The 16,104-nt window shown below is 66.3% G+C and carries 15 protein-coding genes; 7 read left to right on the forward strand and 8 right to left on the reverse strand.

Features of this window, described 5'->3' with window-relative positions; translation table 11 throughout:
* Window positions 1–14: 14 nt before the first annotated feature.
* A complete protein-coding gene (locus ACQ5J0_RS04720) occupies window positions 15–800 on the reverse strand; it encodes a hypothetical protein (protein ID WP_462569369.1) in 786 nt (261 codons plus the stop codon).
* A gap of 104 nt (window positions 801–904) precedes the next feature.
* On the opposite strand from ACQ5J0_RS04720, the gene gloA reads away from it, so the two are divergent.
* Complete coding sequence (gene gloA, locus ACQ5J0_RS04725; protein ID WP_462569371.1) at window positions 905–1,393, forward strand: lactoylglutathione lyase; 489 nt, start codon at window positions 905–907, stop codon at window positions 1,391–1,393.
* 88 nt (window positions 1,394–1,481) lie between these two features.
* A complete protein-coding gene (locus ACQ5J0_RS04730) occupies window positions 1,482–1,904 on the forward strand; it encodes a hypothetical protein (protein ID WP_462569372.1) in 423 nt (140 codons plus the stop codon).
* Between the two features lie 22 nt (window positions 1,905–1,926).
* On the opposite strand, the gene ACQ5J0_RS04735 is transcribed toward ACQ5J0_RS04730, so the two are convergent.
* Complete coding sequence (locus ACQ5J0_RS04735) at window positions 1,927–2,709, reverse strand: endonuclease III domain-containing protein (protein ID WP_462569373.1); 783 nt, start codon at window positions 2,707–2,709, stop codon at window positions 1,927–1,929.
* A gap of 9 nt (window positions 2,710–2,718) precedes the next feature.
* On the opposite strand from ACQ5J0_RS04735, the gene ACQ5J0_RS04740 reads away from it, so the two are divergent.
* Both ACQ5J0_RS04740 and ACQ5J0_RS04745 read left to right on the forward strand, forming a co-directional pair.
* Entirely contained in the window at window positions 2,719–3,075 is a 357-nt protein-coding gene (locus tag ACQ5J0_RS04740; RefSeq protein ID WP_462569375.1) for a TA system antitoxin ParD family protein, read from the forward strand.
* The gene (locus tag ACQ5J0_RS04745) at window positions 3,075–3,674 is read left to right on the forward strand and encodes a zeta toxin family protein (RefSeq protein WP_462569376.1); all 600 of its coding nucleotides are present in this window, start codon (window positions 3,075–3,077) and stop codon (window positions 3,672–3,674) included. The genes ACQ5J0_RS04740 and ACQ5J0_RS04745 overlap by 1 nt, the downstream gene beginning before the upstream one ends.
* Before the next feature lie 18 nt (window positions 3,675–3,692).
* Here the strand turns inward: ACQ5J0_RS04745 and guaA are convergent, their stop codons facing one another.
* The 4 genes from guaA to ACQ5J0_RS04765 form a co-directional block, all read right to left on the reverse strand.
* Window positions 3,693–5,264 (reverse strand): glutamine-hydrolyzing GMP synthase, encoded by a 1,572-nt coding sequence (guaA, locus tag ACQ5J0_RS04750; RefSeq protein WP_462569377.1) that lies wholly within the window; start codon window positions 5,262–5,264, stop codon window positions 3,693–3,695.
* A gap of 65 nt (window positions 5,265–5,329) precedes the next feature.
* Entirely contained in the window at window positions 5,330–6,595 is a 1,266-nt protein-coding gene (locus tag ACQ5J0_RS04755) for a sensor domain-containing phosphodiesterase (RefSeq protein WP_462569378.1), read from the reverse strand.
* Window positions 6,596–7,024: 429 nt separating this feature from the next.
* Window positions 7,025–8,584: a class I adenylate-forming enzyme family protein gene (locus ACQ5J0_RS04760; RefSeq protein WP_462569379.1), complete on the reverse strand. Its 1,560-nt coding sequence runs from the start codon at window positions 8,582–8,584 to the stop codon at window positions 7,025–7,027.
* A 49-nt stretch (window positions 8,585–8,633) separates the two neighbouring features.
* Entirely contained in the window at window positions 8,634–10,019 is a 1,386-nt protein-coding gene (locus ACQ5J0_RS04765; protein WP_462569380.1) for an L-serine ammonia-lyase, read from the reverse strand.
* 155 nt (window positions 10,020–10,174) lie between these two features.
* Here ACQ5J0_RS04765 and gyrB point away from each other — a divergent pair, with 155 nt between their 5' ends.
* Genes gyrB through ACQ5J0_RS04780 form a run of 3 tightly spaced genes read left to right on the forward strand, consistent with a single transcriptional unit; the run spans window position 10,175 to window position 14,715 of the window.
* Window positions 10,175–12,766: a DNA topoisomerase (ATP-hydrolyzing) subunit B gene (gene gyrB / locus ACQ5J0_RS04770; RefSeq protein ID WP_462569381.1), complete on the forward strand. Its 2,592-nt coding sequence runs from the start codon at window positions 10,175–10,177 to the stop codon at window positions 12,764–12,766.
* A gap of 30 nt (window positions 12,767–12,796) precedes the next feature.
* A complete protein-coding gene (locus ACQ5J0_RS04775; protein WP_462569382.1) occupies window positions 12,797–13,966 on the forward strand; it encodes an AI-2E family transporter in 1,170 nt (389 codons plus the stop codon).
* Window positions 13,963–14,715: a M50 family metallopeptidase gene (locus ACQ5J0_RS04780; RefSeq protein WP_462569383.1), complete on the forward strand. Its 753-nt coding sequence runs from the start codon at window positions 13,963–13,965 to the stop codon at window positions 14,713–14,715. Before ACQ5J0_RS04775 ends, ACQ5J0_RS04780 begins: the two co-directional genes overlap by 4 nt.
* Before the next feature lie 3 nt (window positions 14,716–14,718).
* On the opposite strand, the gene ACQ5J0_RS04785 is transcribed toward ACQ5J0_RS04780, so the two are convergent.
* Both ACQ5J0_RS04785 and ACQ5J0_RS04790 read right to left on the reverse strand, forming a co-directional pair.
* Window positions 14,719–15,357, reverse strand: a complete 639-nt coding sequence (locus ACQ5J0_RS04785) for a hypothetical protein (protein WP_462569384.1) — start codon at window positions 15,355–15,357, stop codon at window positions 14,719–14,721.
* Window positions 15,358–15,455: 98 nt separating this feature from the next.
* On the reverse strand, window positions 15,456–16,082 hold the full coding sequence (locus tag ACQ5J0_RS04790) for a hypothetical protein (protein ID WP_462569385.1): 627 nt from the start codon (window positions 16,080–16,082) through the stop codon (window positions 15,456–15,458).
* Between the last annotated feature and the right edge of the window lie 22 nt (window positions 16,083–16,104).

The raw sequence follows: 16,104 nt of genomic DNA on the forward strand, positions 1-16,104 counted from the left end.
ACGCAAGCCGGAAGTCAGCCCTTGGGCTTGAGCAGCCTGTCCGGGCGGATGCGCTGCGCCTCGCCGAACAGCCCATAGGTCTGGTTGACGTAGTTCGAGACATCGATGATTGAATCGAGATATTTCTCGAGTTCGCCGGTCATCTCCTGCTCGACCAACCGGACGTGGGCGGACGGGTTCTCGGTTTCGAAATGGACGTAGAACCATGGATCGCCACGCTTGAGCACCAGCGGTTTCGAAAGGTCGTACCATTCGAAGGCCCAGGCCAGTGGGCGCGGCCAGATGTGAATCGGGAACCGCCCCCCCATCGCCATGCCGGGCCGCTGTTCGGGAAACCAGTGCAGATAGGGCGGCGACTGCACCACATAGCAGGGCTCGTCCGCCACGAAGACATAGGGCGCGGTGAATTGCAGGATCGGGCGCTCGGGGTGGCGCCATTCGTTTTGCGGCTGCAGCTGGAACAGGTTGGCGCGGCCCTGGGGTCGCATCTTCGACGCCTCGCCATCGGCATCGGTCAGTTGCAGGCCGCCTTGTGCGTTGCGGGTAAACGCCAGCGTCAGATCGACCGGGCAGGGGATGACATAGTGCCGCCGGTCGAAGTCGATCGCCGCCGGGCAGACCTGGATCGACTTGGCGCTGGTCGCCTTGGGGTCGCTGCGCGAGAAGCTCTTGGGCGGGGCCCAGATCGCATTGCCCTGCGCGAAGCGGACGGTCCAGCCGACCGTGACATTGCGCTTTTTGCCGCGTCCCTCGGCTTCCGCCGCCCCGGCGTCGTCGGCGAAATAATCGTCCCAGCTCATGTGTCGCACGTCCTTCAATTCGCGTATTGCGTGCCCAGATCGTTCAGAAACGGCGCGCGCGCAAGCTTCGCGTCCCGAACAGGAACCCACAAGGAGACACCCCGATGACCGCCAATCCGCACGGCTTCACGCTCAACCACACCATGCTGCGGGTCAAGGACCCGGAGAAGAGCCTCGAATTCTACTGCGGCGTGCTGGGCATGACGCTGCTGCGCAAGACCGATATCGAGGCGGGCGAATTCTCGCTCTATTTCCTCGGTTTCACCAGTAGCGACGACGAGGTCCCCAAGGGCGACGCCGATGCGACGGAATATGTCTTCTCGCGCCAGGGCGTGCTCGAACTCACGCACAATTGGGGCACCGAGGAGGAGGACGGCCCGGTCTATCACGACGGCAATGCAGCGCCGCAGGGCTTCGGCCATATCGCGCTCGACGTGCCCGATCTCGCCGCCGCGGTGGCGCATTTCGACAAGCACGGGGTCGAGTTCCAGAAGCGTCCCGAGGACGGGATGATGAAGCACATCGCCTTCATCAAGGACCCCGACGGCTATTGGGTCGAAATCCTCAGCGCGCGCAGCATGGCGGGGCGTTAGGGAGTCACCCGGGGCACTATTTGGCGGACAAGCCGGTTGAAAATCCAATCTCTTGCCCTGCGATCATTCGCATTACATAACCACAAGGATGGACGAACGCCCGACATTCGCTGAAATCTTTGCTTGGGCGGGAATTGCAGCGTTCATTGGGGGCACGACTGTGGCTGTGCTCATCGTCCTCGCGTCCGCCGCAGGCGATATAGCGATACTGCTAGTTTTATTTCTGGCAATTTGTTTCGGAATAATCGCGGCCGTGTTTACCGCTTTCCCACTCGGTGTTCTGATCGGGTACCCAACGGCGCGGGTTTTGGGTTGGTCGTTCTTTCATGCAAGCCTAGTCGGTCTGGTTTGCAGCTTGTCGCTTCTCTATCTTTGGAGCGGCGCCGATCTCCAATATGTATTCGGTCCGGACGGTAGCAATTGGATGGCTCTCGCGTTTATCGGCGTAGGCCCTCTGTCAGGCTGGGCTGCCTACCAGATCGGAGCAGGATCATTCGCTTGGACGAAGTAATTCATCCGCAAAACCGATGTAATTAGACGGTAGAATAGTCGCGAGAATTGCCCGCAGTTTCGAACTCGGCCTGCCCGGTCCTGCACAGCGCCTCTGCGGGACAGACCGGGCAATCCATATGGCTCGGGCGGCAGGTGGTCTGCCCGACCTTTTTCATCAGCAGATGATGCTCATCGTAATCGGCGGCGCTCCATTCGGGGGGCATCGCGGGCATGATCGCTTCATAGGCGCGCGCGGTGTCGGCCTTGGTCCGTACCAATCCCATCCGCTGGAGGATGCGGGTGTGGTGCCCGTCGAGCACCAGCGCCTTGCGGTCGAGCGTGCTGGCGTTGACCACCCCGGCGGCGATCTTGCGCCCGACGCCGGGCAGCGTCTCGAGCCAGGCCATCGCCGCCTGCGTTTCGAGCGGCTCGAGATGCGCCAGATCGACCGCGCCGCGCTCCGCCACCACCGCCTGCAAGGCGCGCTTCAGCCGTTCGGCGGCGACATTGGGATAGGTCTGCGTCGCCAGCAGTTCCCGCAGTTCGTCGAGCGGCGCCTCGGCGACCGCTTCCCAGCTGCGGTAGCGCGTGAGCAGCCGGTCGGTCGCGGCGTTGGAGATCGGCGACTTGGTCCGCGCGCCGATCAGCCCCTGGACCAGCACCCATTCGGGCCGCCGCCACTTTGCCGCAGCGCGCTCGATGCGCCCGAAGCGCTGGACCAGCAGCGGCTGGAGACGGCGCAAGGTCTCGGTGCGCGGATCGGGGCCGAGGGGGAGTTCGATGGGGCAGCCTCCGATCTTGACCTTGGGGCAGTGAGGTGCCATTTTGACACCATGGCCAAGACGGTAAAACTCGATGAAGAACTGGTCGAACTCGCGGCCCGCGAAGCAAAGCTCATGAGCCGTTCGCTGGCCGGGCAAATCCGGCACTGGATGCGTATCGGAATGAGTATAGAGCGCTCGCGCGCTTTCGATCAATCGCGCGTCGCCATGGCGCTTGATGGGAGAATCGGCCCCGACGACCTTACTGCAGCCGAGCAGGAAAGTTTTGTCGGAGGCCTTTTCGGCGCTGCCCGGGACGGAACCCCGGAGCAGGAGCGCTTCTTCGCCGAACGGCGCGCGCGCGATCTTGGCGCGGGACTGGATGACGGCGTGCTGGTCGAACCTGCGGAAAAGCCGATTCCGAACTGATGGCGGATACGCCCCCGCGACCGACGCTGTTCCTGATCGCGGGCCCGAACGGCGCGGGCAAATCGACCTTCTACGACACCGTGGTGGCGCCGATGGTCGCCGCACCCTTCGTCAACGCGGACATCATCCAGCGCGACGACTTGCGCGATCCCTCGCCGCAAGCATCCTACGAAGCCGCGCGCATGGCCGAGATGCGGCGCCGCGAACTGCTCTCGGGAAGGCGGTCCTTCGTGATGGAAACGGTGTTTTCGCACCCTTCCAAGCTGCAATTGATCCGCGATGCGCGGGCGCTGGGTTTCCGCGTCGTCGTTTTCCATCTCAACGTCGCCTCGCCCGAAATCGCCGTTGCCCGCGTTCACGCCCGGAGGCAGGAGGGTGGCCACGACGTACCCGAGGAAAAGATCAGGACCCGCTACGATCGCAACCAGGCGATCATCCGCGCGGCCGCTCTGCTCGCCGACAATGCGCAGGTTCTCGATTCCTCTGCGCGCAACCAGAAGCCGCGCGTGCTGCTCGAACTGAGCAATGGCCGGGCGATCAGCTTCGCGAAGCAGTGCCCCGCATGGTTCAAGAAGCTCTACGGCGATCTGATCGACTAGACCCGCCGCTCGATCCGCTCACTCCCACTCGATCGTGCCCGGCGGCTTACTGGTGTAGTCGTAGACCACCCGGTTGATGCCGCGCACCTCGTTGACGATGCGGGTCGCGACATTGGTGAGGAAGGTGGCGTCGAAGGGATAGACGTCGGCGGTCATGCCGTCGGTGCTGGTCACCGCGCGAAGCCCGCAGACATTGTCGTAGGTGCGCGCATCGCCCATCACGCCGACGGTCTTGACCGGGAGCAGCACCGCGAAGGCCTGCCAGATCGCGTCGTAGAGCCCGGCGTTGCGGATTTCTTCCAGGTAGATCGCATCGGCCTTGCGCAATATGTCGCAGCGTTCCTTGGTGACCTCGCCGGGGATGCGGATCGCGAGGCCGGGGCCGGGGAAGGGATGGCGGCCGACGAAGGCTTCGGGCAGGCCCAGTTCGCGGCCCAGCTCGCGCACCTCGTCCTTGAACAATTCGCGCAAGGGCTCGACCAGCTGCATGTTCATCCGCTCGGGCAGGCCGCCGACATTGTGGTGGCTCTTGATCGTCACCGAAGGCCCCCCGGTGAAGCTGACGCTTTCGATGACATCGGGATAGAGCGTGCCCTGCGCGAGGAAATCCGCGCCGCCGATCGCCTTGGCCTCCTCCTCGAAGACATCGATGAAGGTCTTGCCGATGAACTTGCGCTTGGCTTCGGGGTCGGTGACCCCGGCAAGGCCGGAGAGGAACAGTTCCTCGACGTCGCGGTGGACCAGCGGGATGTTGTAGGCGCCCTTGAACAGCGAGACGACCTGCTCGGCCTCGCCCTGGCGCATGAGGCCGTGGTCGACGAAGACGCAGGTCAGTTGCTCGCCGATCGCCTCGTGGATCAGCACCGCGGCGACCGCTGAATCGACCCCGCCCGAAAGCCCGCAGATGACCTTGCCGTCTCCGACCTGCTCGCGGATCTCGGCGATCTTGGTGGCGCGGAATTCGGCCATGGTCCAGTCGCCCGCCAGCCCGCAGACGTGGCGGGTGAAATTGGCGATCAGCTTCGCGCCATCGGGGGTGTGGACCACTTCGGGGTGGAACTGGATACCGTAGAAGCGCCGCGCCTCGTCGGCGATCACCGCGAAGGGCGCGCCGTCGCTGGTGGCGACGATCTCGAAACCGGGCGCGAAGCTTGTGACCTTGTCGCCATGGCTCATCCACACCTGGTGGCGCTCGCCGACTTCCCACAACCCGTCGAACAGCGCGCATGGCTTGGTGACTGTCAGATAGGCGCGGCCGAACTCGCCGCCTTCACCGGTCTCGTGCCCGGGGCGGACCTCGCCGCCCAGCTGCTGGGTCATCACCTGCTGGCCGTAGCAGATGCCGAGAATCGGGATCCCCGCCTCGAACAGCGCTGCGGGCGCGCGCGGGCTGCCTGCGTCGGGGACGCTAGCGGGGGAGCCCGAGAGGATGATGCCCTTGGGCTTCATCCGCGCGAAGGCCTCCTCGGCCATCGTGTAGGGAGCGATTTCGGAATAGACGCCGGCCTCGCGCACGCGGCGCGCGATCAGCTGGGTCACCTGGCTGCCGAAATCGACGATGAGGATGGAGTCGGAGGGCTGAATGGTCATGGCGGCGCGTTAAATGGGCCACGCCGCCAAGTCGATAGGACAAGTCGCTAGAGCGAGACGCCGGGCTAGGCGGCGTCGCGCTGCTTCGAGCGCGCGGCGCGATCGCTGGCACGGGAACCGCCGGCGCGGTCCCGGTCCCCGAACTTGAGGAAGGTCTCGGCGCCCGAAACGGGGCGACCCAAGTGATAGCCCTGCACCAGATCGATCCCGAGCGAGCGCAGCATCGCCAACTCCGAGGCCGTTTCCACCCCTTCGGCAATAATGTCAGCCGCGGTCTCGCGGGCAAAGGCGAGCAGCGCCGCGACCATGGCGCGGCGGCTGCGATCGAGCCCGATTCCGGCAACCAGCGCGCGGTCAAGCTTGATCAGATCGGGGGTCAGCTGGAGAATGTGGCGCAGGCTCGAATAGCCGGCGCCGGCATCGTCGATCGCCAGCCGTACGCCCTGAGCCCGCAAGGGCGCGAGCGCTTCGGCAAAGCTGGCGTAATCGTCGATATGCGCGTGTTCGGTGATCTCGAGCACGATCTGGCGACCCCGCGCCCGCGCGACGATATCGCCCAGATTGCCCGCGGCCACGGTCGCCGGCGAAGCGTTGAGCGCGATATAGGCGTGCGCCGGCAGCACATGGCTCTCGTCGAGGGCGCGATGGATTGCCGCAAGTTCGAGGTCGTTGCCAAGGCCGGCGGCTTCGGCTTCGGCGAACCAGACGTCGGGCGAGCGAACGGGTTCGGGGGCGAATCGCGACAGCGCCTCGAATCCGATCGGGCGGTCCGCCGCGAGGCTCCAGATCGGCTGGAACGCCATTGCGAATTGCTCGTCCGCGATCACCGCGCGAATCCGGGCATGCGTTGCCTCCAGCTTGCGGGACGACTGGCGTTCGCGGGCGATTTCGAAGGCGGTGAGTTCGGCGAAGCTCTTCATCATCGCCAGATCGCGCGGGTTGAGGCTGTCGTCCGCCGCGGGCCCGAGACAGCAGAACATGCCGTAGGCCTCGCCATCGGGCATGACGAGCGGGACGCTGACATGCGCCCCGATCGGGATCGCGGCCGTGATCGGCATCGCGGCTGCCAGCGGATATCGGGCGGTGTCGGGCATCAGCTGCGGCAGCCGGCCGGCCAGGATATGGCGGCAATAGACGTCGTCGAGCGGGCGTTCGTCACCCGGCTTGATAAGATGCTCCAGTCCGGGCGCATCGACCTCGCGGTAGACCGCGACATCGCCGACGAATTCGGACACATAGGCCACCTGCAGACCCAGATGGCGGCGCATCGCGCGCAGCGCGCGCTTCGCCATGCTCTCGCCCGGCGCGCCGTCGCCGACGAACGCGAGCATGTCTGTTTGACTTTCGGCTGGTCGAACCATGACCCGCATTCCTTTTGCACAAGCTGCTGACCAGCCCCCTCATGGGAGAATAGGGTTAACCAATCGTCGCTTGCGTGAAATGCAACTGTGCTGGATCTTTTCTCACTTTCGTGCGCAAGGTTGCAACATTATTACAGCGCCAGAAGTCGACCAAAGGAGTTCCCCCTCCCGGTCGACGCTTCGGAACCCTCCCCGATGCGCGACATCGGCCTGTGGTTTCCGGCCTTCCTTGCGGTGACCGGTCGCAACCAGCGATCCTCTCCCCCTCGATCGGTGATCGGTTCGCAAGGCGATATGGCAGCGAGTAGAGACGCGGCCCCCTTCTCCCTCTCCCACCCTCCCGATGGTGGCCGCGTCTCGAAAGCACTCGCAAGGGGGCTTCGGGATGGCCTTCGCCGGTCAGCCAGGCAGTCCCCGGCGCGCCGCCTCCTCGCGCAGTTCGGTCTTGAGCAGCTTGCCGATATGGCTGCGCGGCATGTCCTCGACCGCGTGCAATTGCGCCAGCCGCTGGGTCTTGCCCAGCCGCGCATTGACCGCGTTGCGAATCGCTTCGGGATCGCGCGCACCCTCGGCCAGCACTACGAAGCCGACCGGAGTCTCGCCCCACTGCTCGGAAGCCACTCCGATCACCGCGGCCTCGACCACGTCGTCCTCGGCCATCAGCGCGTCTTCGAGATCGACCGGGTAGATGTTGAACCCGCCCGAGATGATCATGTCCTTGGCGCGCCCGACCAGTTCGAGAAAGCCCTCGGCGTCGAGCCGGCCGATATCCCCCATCCGCTGCCAGACCTGCCCGGTCTCGGGATGGGTCCAGTAGCCCTCGCGCGTCTTGCCCGGCTGGTTCTTGTAGCCCGCCATCATCGCCGGGCCGATGCCGACGAGATTCCCCGGTGTGCCCGGCGGCACCGGCCGATCCGCGTCGTCGAGCACCAGCAGTTCGCTCCCCGGCGCCGGGCGCCCCACGGTGTGGAGCTTCTCGCGATGCTCATGCGCGGCGAGCAGGCACACCACCCCGCCCTCGGTCATCGAATAGATCTCGATCAGCGCGCCGGGCATCCGCTCCAGCACCTCGGCCTTGAGTTCGGCGGAGAAGGGCGCCGAGGTGCAGTATTTGTAGCGCAGCGCCGAGAGGTCGAATGTGTCGAAGCGCGGCTCCTGCATCAGCCGGCGGTATTGCACCGGCACCAGCATGGTGTGGGTGATCGCCTGCGCCTGCGCGATTTCGAGCCAGCGCAGCGCGTCGAACTTGCCCATCACCGTCACCGTTCCGCCCGCCAGCAGCGGCGCGAGGAAGGCGACCATGGTGGTGTTGGAATAGAGCGGGGTCGAGGCGAGCGCGCGCACCGGCTGCTCGCTGGCGCGGTAGCTCGCGGCGGTGGTGGCGAACTGCCGCCAGCGCATCAGATGCGAATGGACGATCCCCTTGGGAGTGCCGGTGGTGCCCGAGGAATAGATGATGTTGAAGGGATCGCCGGGTTCGGGCGCGAAGGCAGGCGGGCGGGCGCCGGCGGGGGCCATCCAGTCTTCCAGCCCCTCGTCGAGCACGATCCGCTCCATGCCGGGAAAGCAGTCCTCGCCCAGCTCGGTGAGCTTGGCGCGGTCGGTGAAGATATGCCGCGCGCCGCTGTCTGCGGCCATTCCGGCAAGCTGTTCGGGGCTGGCGCTGGTGGTCAGCGGCGCGGCGACGCCCCCCGCGCGCACCGCGGCGAGGAAGACCAGCGCATAGGCTACCGAGGAAGAGCCCAGGATCGCGACCGATTGCCCGCGCTCGAGCCCGGTCTCGACCAGCCGCGCCGCGATCCGGTCGAGCCAATCGTCCATCTCGCGCCAGCTCAGTTCGCCGTGGTCGTCGCGTAGCGCCAGCGCCTCGGGCTGGACCGCGGCCCAGCGGCGCAGGATCGTGTCGTAAGTGCCGAATTCGGCGGTGAGATCGGCGGGTGTCGGGGAAGTTTCGGTCATGGCGCGAGACTATCCGGCTCGCGCTCCATGTCCAGCCAGCATTAGCCGGTCAGCATTCGATGACGTTGACCGCGAGACCGCCCTGGCTGGTTTCCTTGTACTTCGTCGACATGTCGAGCCCGGTCTGGCGCATGGTCTCGATCACCTGGTCGAGGCTGACGCAGCTTTCCGCCGCTGTCCGGTGCAGCGCCAGCCGCGCGGCGTTGACCGCCTTGACCGCGCCGATCGCATTGCGTTCGATGCAGGGCACCTGCACCAGCCCGCCGACCGGATCGCAGGTCAGCCCGAGATTGTGCTCCATCCCGATTTCCGCCGCGCTGGCGACCTGGTCGGGACTCGCGCCCCACAGCGCCGCGAGCCCGCCCGCGGCCATCGAACAGGCGACCCCGACCTCGCCCTGGCAGCCCATCTCGGCGCCCGAGATCGAGGCGCGCTGCTTGTAGAGCAGTCCGATCGCGCCGGCGGTGAGCAGGAAGGTGCGGCGGCTCTCCTCGCAGCGCTCTTCCTCGGCATTCTTGCAGTAGAAGCGGATTACCGCGGGAATGATCCCTGCGGCGCCATTGGTCGGCGCGGTGACCACGCGGCCCCCGGCGGCGTTTTCCTCGTTCACCGCCATGGCGAAACAGTTGAGCCAGTCGAACAGCGCCTCGCGCTCGTTGGACAGCGGGGCGGCGGAGAGCTTGTCCCACAGATCGGGTGCGCGGCGGGTGACCTTGAGCCCGCCCGGCAGGACGCCGCGCTGGCTCAACCCGCGTTCGATGCACTGGTCCATCGCTTCCGCGACGCGGTCCAGCCCGGCCAGGGTCTCGGCGCGCGGACGGAAGCTGTCCTCGTTAGCGAGCGTGAGTTCGGCGATCGACAGGCCGGTGCGCGCGCATTGCGCCAGCAGTTCCTCGGCCGAACCGAAGGGATGCGCTACTGTGGTGCCAGCCGCGACGCGGTCGTTGGCGGGGCGCTTCTTCAATTGCGCCTCGCTGGCCACGAAGCCGCCCCCGGTCGAATAATAGGTCCGCTCGAGCAGCACCGCGCCGGCATCGTCGAGGGCTGCCAGCCGCATGCCGTTGGGATGAAACGCGGGAATGATATGGCCCGCGAGATCGATATCGCCGCGCGGATTGAACGCGATCTCATGCCCGCCCGCCAGCGCGAGCCGCCCGCCCTCGCGCATTGCCGCCAGTGCCGCTGCCGCCCCGTCGGGACAGGTGGTCTCGGGGCTGAAACCCATCAGCCCGAGCACCGACGCATCCGGTGTGCCGTGACCGATCCCGGTCAGCGCCAGCGAGCCCTGCAGCTCGACCGTCACCCGCGCGGTCCGTTCGATCCCGCCCGCCTTGGTCAGCGCGCGGACGAACATGCCGCCGATCCGCATCGGTCCAACCGTGTGCGAGGAGGAGGGACCGATCCCGATCCGGAAGATGTCGAGCACCGAAAGCATGGGCTGCGAGATGGCCCCCTGACCCGCGCAAAGCAAGCGGTTGCAGGCGAAACCATCCCGCCCGCGATGCAACCCGCCGATCCAGCCCTGCGATCTGTGGGAAAGATCAGTGGTAAAACTTTGGAAATCCGCGGCTTTGCGCCTATATAATCAGCATGAACGAAACACCCGAAAACAGCCCCGAACAGACCCCCGAAATCCTGGCCGAAACCGCCCCTGAAAGCGTAGTCGACGGACCGCCGGCGCGGGTCCGCCAGGAAGGCGCCTATGGCGCGGATTCGATCAAGGTTCTCAAGGGACTGGACGCGGTGCGCAAGCGCCCGGGCATGTATATCGGCGACACCGACGACGGTTCGGGCCTGCACCACATGGTGTTCGAGGTCTCGGACAATTCGATCGACGAGGCGCTGGCGGGTCATTGCGACTTGGTGCTGATCGAGCTCAACCCCGACGGCTCGGTCTCGGTCGAGGACAACGGCCGCGGCATCCCGGTCGACATGCACAAGGGCGAGGGCGTCTCGGCGGCCGAGGTCATTATGACCCAGCTCCATGCGGGCGGCAAGTTCGAGAACACCAATGACGACAACGCCTACAAGGTCTCGGGCGGGCTTCACGGCGTGGGCGTCTCGGTGGTCAACGCGCTGAGCGAATGGCTCGAACTCAAGGTCTGGCGCGACGGCAAGGAACACTTGATCCGCTTCGAGCATGGCAATGCGGTCTCGCCGCTCGAGATCACCGGGGATGCGCCGCCGGTCGCCAGCTCGGGCGACGAGAACGGGCTCAAGAAGGGCACCCGGGTGACCTTCCTGCCCTCGACCGAGACCTTCAAGAACGTGCTCGAATTCGACTTCGACAAGCTAGAACACCGCTATCGCGAGCTCGCCTTCCTCAATTCGGGCGTGCACATCCTGCTGCGCGATCGCCGCCACGAGGACGTGGCCGAGCACGATCTCTATTACGAGGGCGGGATCGCCGCCTTCGTCAAATATCTCGACCGCAACAAGCAGCCGCTGTTCGTCGATCCGATCTCGGTCTCCGCCGAGAAGGACGGGATCGGCATCGATGTCGCGCTCGAGTGGAACGACTCCTATTACGAGAACGTCCTCGCCTTCACCAACAACATCCCCCAGCGCGACGGCGGCACGCATCTCGCCGCCTTCCGCGCCGCGCTCACCCGGACGCTCAACAATTACGCGCAGAGCTCGGGGCTGATGAAGAAGGAAAAGGTCACGCTTTCGGGCGAGGACATGCGCGAAGGGCTGACCGCGATCGTCTCGGTCAAGCTGCCCGATCCCAAGTTCGGCTCGCAGACCAAGGACAAGCTGGTCAGCTCCGAGGTCCGCCAGCCGCTCGAGGCGCTGATGGGCGAGAAGATGAGCGAGTGGCTGGAGGAAAATCCCGCCGACGCCAAATCGATCATCCAGAAGGTGATCGACGCCGCCGCCGCGCGCGAGGCCGCGCGCCGCGCGCGCGAGATGAGCCGCAAGGGCGCGATGAGCGTCGCCAGCCTGCCCGGCAAGCTGGCCGATTGCCAGGACCGCAATCCGGAAAACTGCGAGCTGTTCCTGGTCGAGGGCGACTCCGCCGGCGGTTCGGCAAAGCAGGGCCGCGATCGCCGCACCCAGGCGATCCTGCCGCTCAAGGGCAAGATCCTCAACGTCGAGCGCGCGCGCTTCGACCGGATCATCTCGTCGAAGGAGGTCGGCACGCTGATCCAGGCGATGGGCACCGGCCTGCGCGACGAGTTCACGCTCGACAAGCTGCGCTACCACAAGATCGTCATCATGACCGACGCCGATGTCGACGGCGCGCATATCCGCACGCTGCTGCTGACCTTCTTCCACCGCCAGATGCCCGAAATCATCCGCGCCGGGCATCTCTTCATCGCCCAGCCGCCGCTCTACAAGATCCAGAAGGGCAAGTCGGAGGTCTATCTCAAGGACCAGCCCGCCTACGACCGCTTCCTGGTCCAGACCGGGCTGGATGGCCGGCTGCTCGAGACCGCGGGTGGAACGCGCGGCGGGGCGGAGCTGGCGGGGCTGGTCGAGCACGCGCTGCGGCTGCGCAATCTGTTCGGCTTCGTGCCGCGCAAATACAATTACGCGCTGATCGAGGCGATGGCGCTGGCCGGCGCACTCGACCCCGAGCTGACCGACCGCAGCGAGGCGCTGAACAAGGCCGCGGCGCATCTCCAGATGGGCGACACCGAGGCGCGCTGGAGCGCCGAGATCGGCGAGGACGGCCTGGTTCGTTTCCGCCGGCTGTGGCGCGGGGTGACCGATGTCCACGAGATCGAGGCGGCCTTCCTGACCAGCGCCGAGGCGCGCAAGCTCCACCGCGTCGCGGGCGAGCACGCCGAGGTCTACCAGAGCCCGGTGCACTTGGTGAAAGGCAGCGAGGACGAGCCCGAACCGATCGATCCCGACAGCGCCGACGAGACCGATTCGGATGCCCCCGCGATCGCCGACGACAGCGCGATCACCCTGCCCTCGCAATTGCTCGACGCGGTCATGGCCGCCGGGCGCAAGGGCCAGAAGGTCCAGCGCTACAAGGGTCTGGGCGAGATGAACGCCGAGCAATTGTGGGAAACCACGCTCGATCCCGACAACCGCGCGTTGCTGCAGGTCAAGGTCGAGGATGCCGACGTTACCGACGAGATCTTCACCCGGCTGATGGGCGATATCGTCGAACCGCGCCGCGAGTTCATCCAGGACAACGCACTCAACGTCGCCAATCTCGATGTCTGAGCGCGGATGAGCGTGGTTGGAGACCCGCCGATGCGCAGACGCGAGCGGGCTGATTCGCTCGCCGGCGACGCGCTCGAGGCTTCCAATGCCGAAAACCGCATCGAGCGCGGCGGCTTCCTGCTGTTCCTCGCGCTGGCGACGCTCGCACTGCTGGTGATCGTCCTGCCTTTCGCCGCGCCGATCCTGTGGGCGGCGCTGGCGGCGATCATCTTCCAGCCGCTCTATCGCCGCTTCCTCGACTGGCGTCCCGGGCGCGAAAACCAGGCCGCGGTGGCGACGCTGGTGGTGGTCACCTTCGCCGTCGTCCTGCCCGCGGTGCTGATCGGCAGCGCGATCGTCACCCAGGCGATCGAGGTTGTGGTCGCGTTTCAGGAAGGCCGGATCGACGTCGCAGGCTGGTTCGCGCAGATCATGGATGCGCTCCCCGCCCGGATGCAGACCTGGCTCGCGCAATCGGGCTGGGGCGATCTGGTCGCGGCGCAGAACCGGATCCAGGATTTCGCCGAACAGTCGGCCGGGCTGATCGCCTCGCAGGCACTCGCCATCGGCGGCGGCGTGGCCGGCTTCGTGCTGGCGCTCGGCGTGGCGCTCTATGCCGGCTATTTCTTCCTGCGCGACGGGCGCGCGATCGGCCATGCGGTGGTCCGCGCGCTGCCGATGGAACGCGCCATCGCCCAGCAGCTCGCCGATCGCTTCGAGACCATCGTGCGCGCCACCATCAAGGGCTCGGGGGTGGTCGGGCTGGTGCAGGGCGCATTGGGGGCGATTACCTTCTGGATCGTCGGCGTGCCCTCGGTGCTGCTGCTGGGCCTGCTGATGGCATTCGCCTCGCTGCTCCCCGCGGTCGGGCCGGCGCTGATCTGGGTGCCCGTGGCGATCTATCTGCTCGCCATCGGAGCGTTCTGGCAAGGGGTGGTGGTGATCGCCTCGGGCGTCGCGGTGATCGGGCTGGCGGACAATCTCCTGCGCCCGATCCTGGTGGGCCGCGACACGGGCATTCCCGACTGGATGATCCTGGTGACCACGCTGGGCGGCCTCGCGCTGATCGGGCTCTCGGGCATCGTGCTCGGACCGCTCGCGGCGGGAATGTTTCTCGCCGGCTGGTCGATCCTGAGCGAGCAGCGCGAGGAGTCCTCCGGTCCCGCGCCTGAAATCCCGCCCGAAACCTCACCCGAGGCCATGCCCGGAATCGCGCAGTGAACTGGCAGCCGCCCTCCTTTCCTTCGCAGCGCCGGACTTCGCAGCAGCAGCAGGTCGGGCAGCTCATCATCGCGGGCGCGCTGGTGATCTTCCTGCCGCAATTGCCGCTGGGCAATTACCTGCTCTATCCCTTCACGATCCTGACCACCTGGTTCCACGAGATGGGCCATGGCCTCGCTGCGCTGGCGCTGGGGTGGGATTTCGAGCGGCTCGTGCTGCTGTCCGACGGCTCGGGCTATGCCGAAAGCTACTCGCCCCCCAACCCCGGCGCGTTCGCCACGGCCCTCGTCAGCCTCGGCGGCCCGCTGGGGCCGAGCGTGATCGGCGCCGCGCTGATCGCGGCGACCAGGCGGCACGAATTGTGGCGTCCTGCGCTTTATGCGCTGGCGGCGATCATCCTCGTCTCGACACTGATCTGGGTGCGCAGTCTGGTCGGGTTTCTGGTGCTGCCGTTGATCGCCGCCGCGCTGATCGGAATCGCGCTCAGGGCGCGCGACGGGCTGGTGCGCTTCGCGGTGCAGTTCCTCGGGATGCTCGGCGCGCTGAGCATGCTGCGCGACTGGCACTATCTGTTTTCGCACAGCGCGGTGATCGGCGGACGCCCGATGCTGTCGGACACCGGCGCGATCGAGGAGGCGCTGTGGCTCCCCTACTGGCTCTGGGCAATCGTGATCATCGCGGCCTCGGGGGCGATGGTGGGGGCCGCGCTCAAATACGCGCTGGCGGAGGACGGCGGCCCCCACCGCTAAGCGTCAGCCGGGAGGGGGCTTCCGGTCCGCGCTGTCGTAGAGCACGGTGCTTTCTCTCGCGCCGTCATCGGTTTCCAAACCGGGCACTTCCTCCAACCGTACGCCATCGCCGCCATCGCTTACCAGTTCCTCGAACAGCTTCTCGTAATGGTTGAGCGCGCGGCGCATTTCCTCGGTGGTGGCATCGGCGCCCTTGTCGGCGATCTCATGGCCTTGACGATAGGCGTTCGCGACCTCGGCATGGTGAACGGTCAAATCCTCGTGGCGGCGGTCGAAATCCTCCACCGGAAAGCCGCGCTGCGCCATCATCGTGCCCAGCAGTCGATCGGCGCGCAGCACCGCTTCCTGCGGACTGTCCACGAACAGCGTCTTTGCTTCCTGCCATTCGCCGGTGAAGCGCTCGCGTTCTGCGGCGCTGAGCGGTCGGAGATGGAGCTGCGAGACGCGCTGCTCGCGCTGCGCCAGATTGCGTTCCGCCTTGCCGCGCCCGCCGACCCGCTCGACCGTGCGATCGTATTCTTCGCCGTAGCGATCGCGCAGCCTGGTCGTGGTGCGGCGGCGCAGGACGAACCAGATCAGCGCCAGGACGATCACGATCGCCGCGAAGATCATCAGAAATGTGGTGGACTGGCCGGCCTGCATCGAACTCTCCCCCTGCCCCCAAGCCGTGACTGCGACTTCTCGGACCTGCAATCACAAACCCGCGTCCAGCCGGTGCGTTCCTGGAGGCGACGCGCCGCTCAGGCGGCGCGCAATCCCGCAAGGCCGCGCGCGCCCCGGTCCTTGCCCGACAGACCGGCGAACATCGTCTCGACGATGACGGCGAGCTTGGCCTCGCTCAGCCGCTCGTCGAGCATCATCAGCACTTCGGGCTGGGTGTAGGCGACCACCATCTGGTTGATCAGCGACAGCGCCTGGTCGATCTCGAGCGCTTCGAAATAGCCATCGGCCTGCGCCTGCGCGATCAGCTCGCACAGGTAATGGTCGGCCAGATCGATATAGGAACGCACCCGCTCGAACCGGCGGGCGCCCAGCTCGCACAGAACGGCGAAGGCTTCGGGATCGCGGCGGTATTCATCGCGGTTGTGAAGAAAGCGGCGGGCGAAGAATTCGTAGAATTTGCGGATCGTAGGCAGGTCGCTGGCGACCACTTCTTCCATCATGGCGACATGCGGTGCGAACCAGCATTCGGCGGTGGCGTCGAAGAGATCGCTTTCCTGCGGGAACAGCGCATCGATCCGCGCGCGCGAAAGTCCGGCTTCGACGGCGAGGACCTCGGGCGTGATTTCGGCGCCGCGCCTGGCGGTCAGCTCGATCGCCAGCCGCGCCAGCCGCGCGCGTTCGCGGGTCCTGTCTTCCCTCGTCACTGCTCCGCGCCTCCTTGGCCGC

This window comes from Qipengyuania sp. SM2512, from assembly GCF_054954005.1.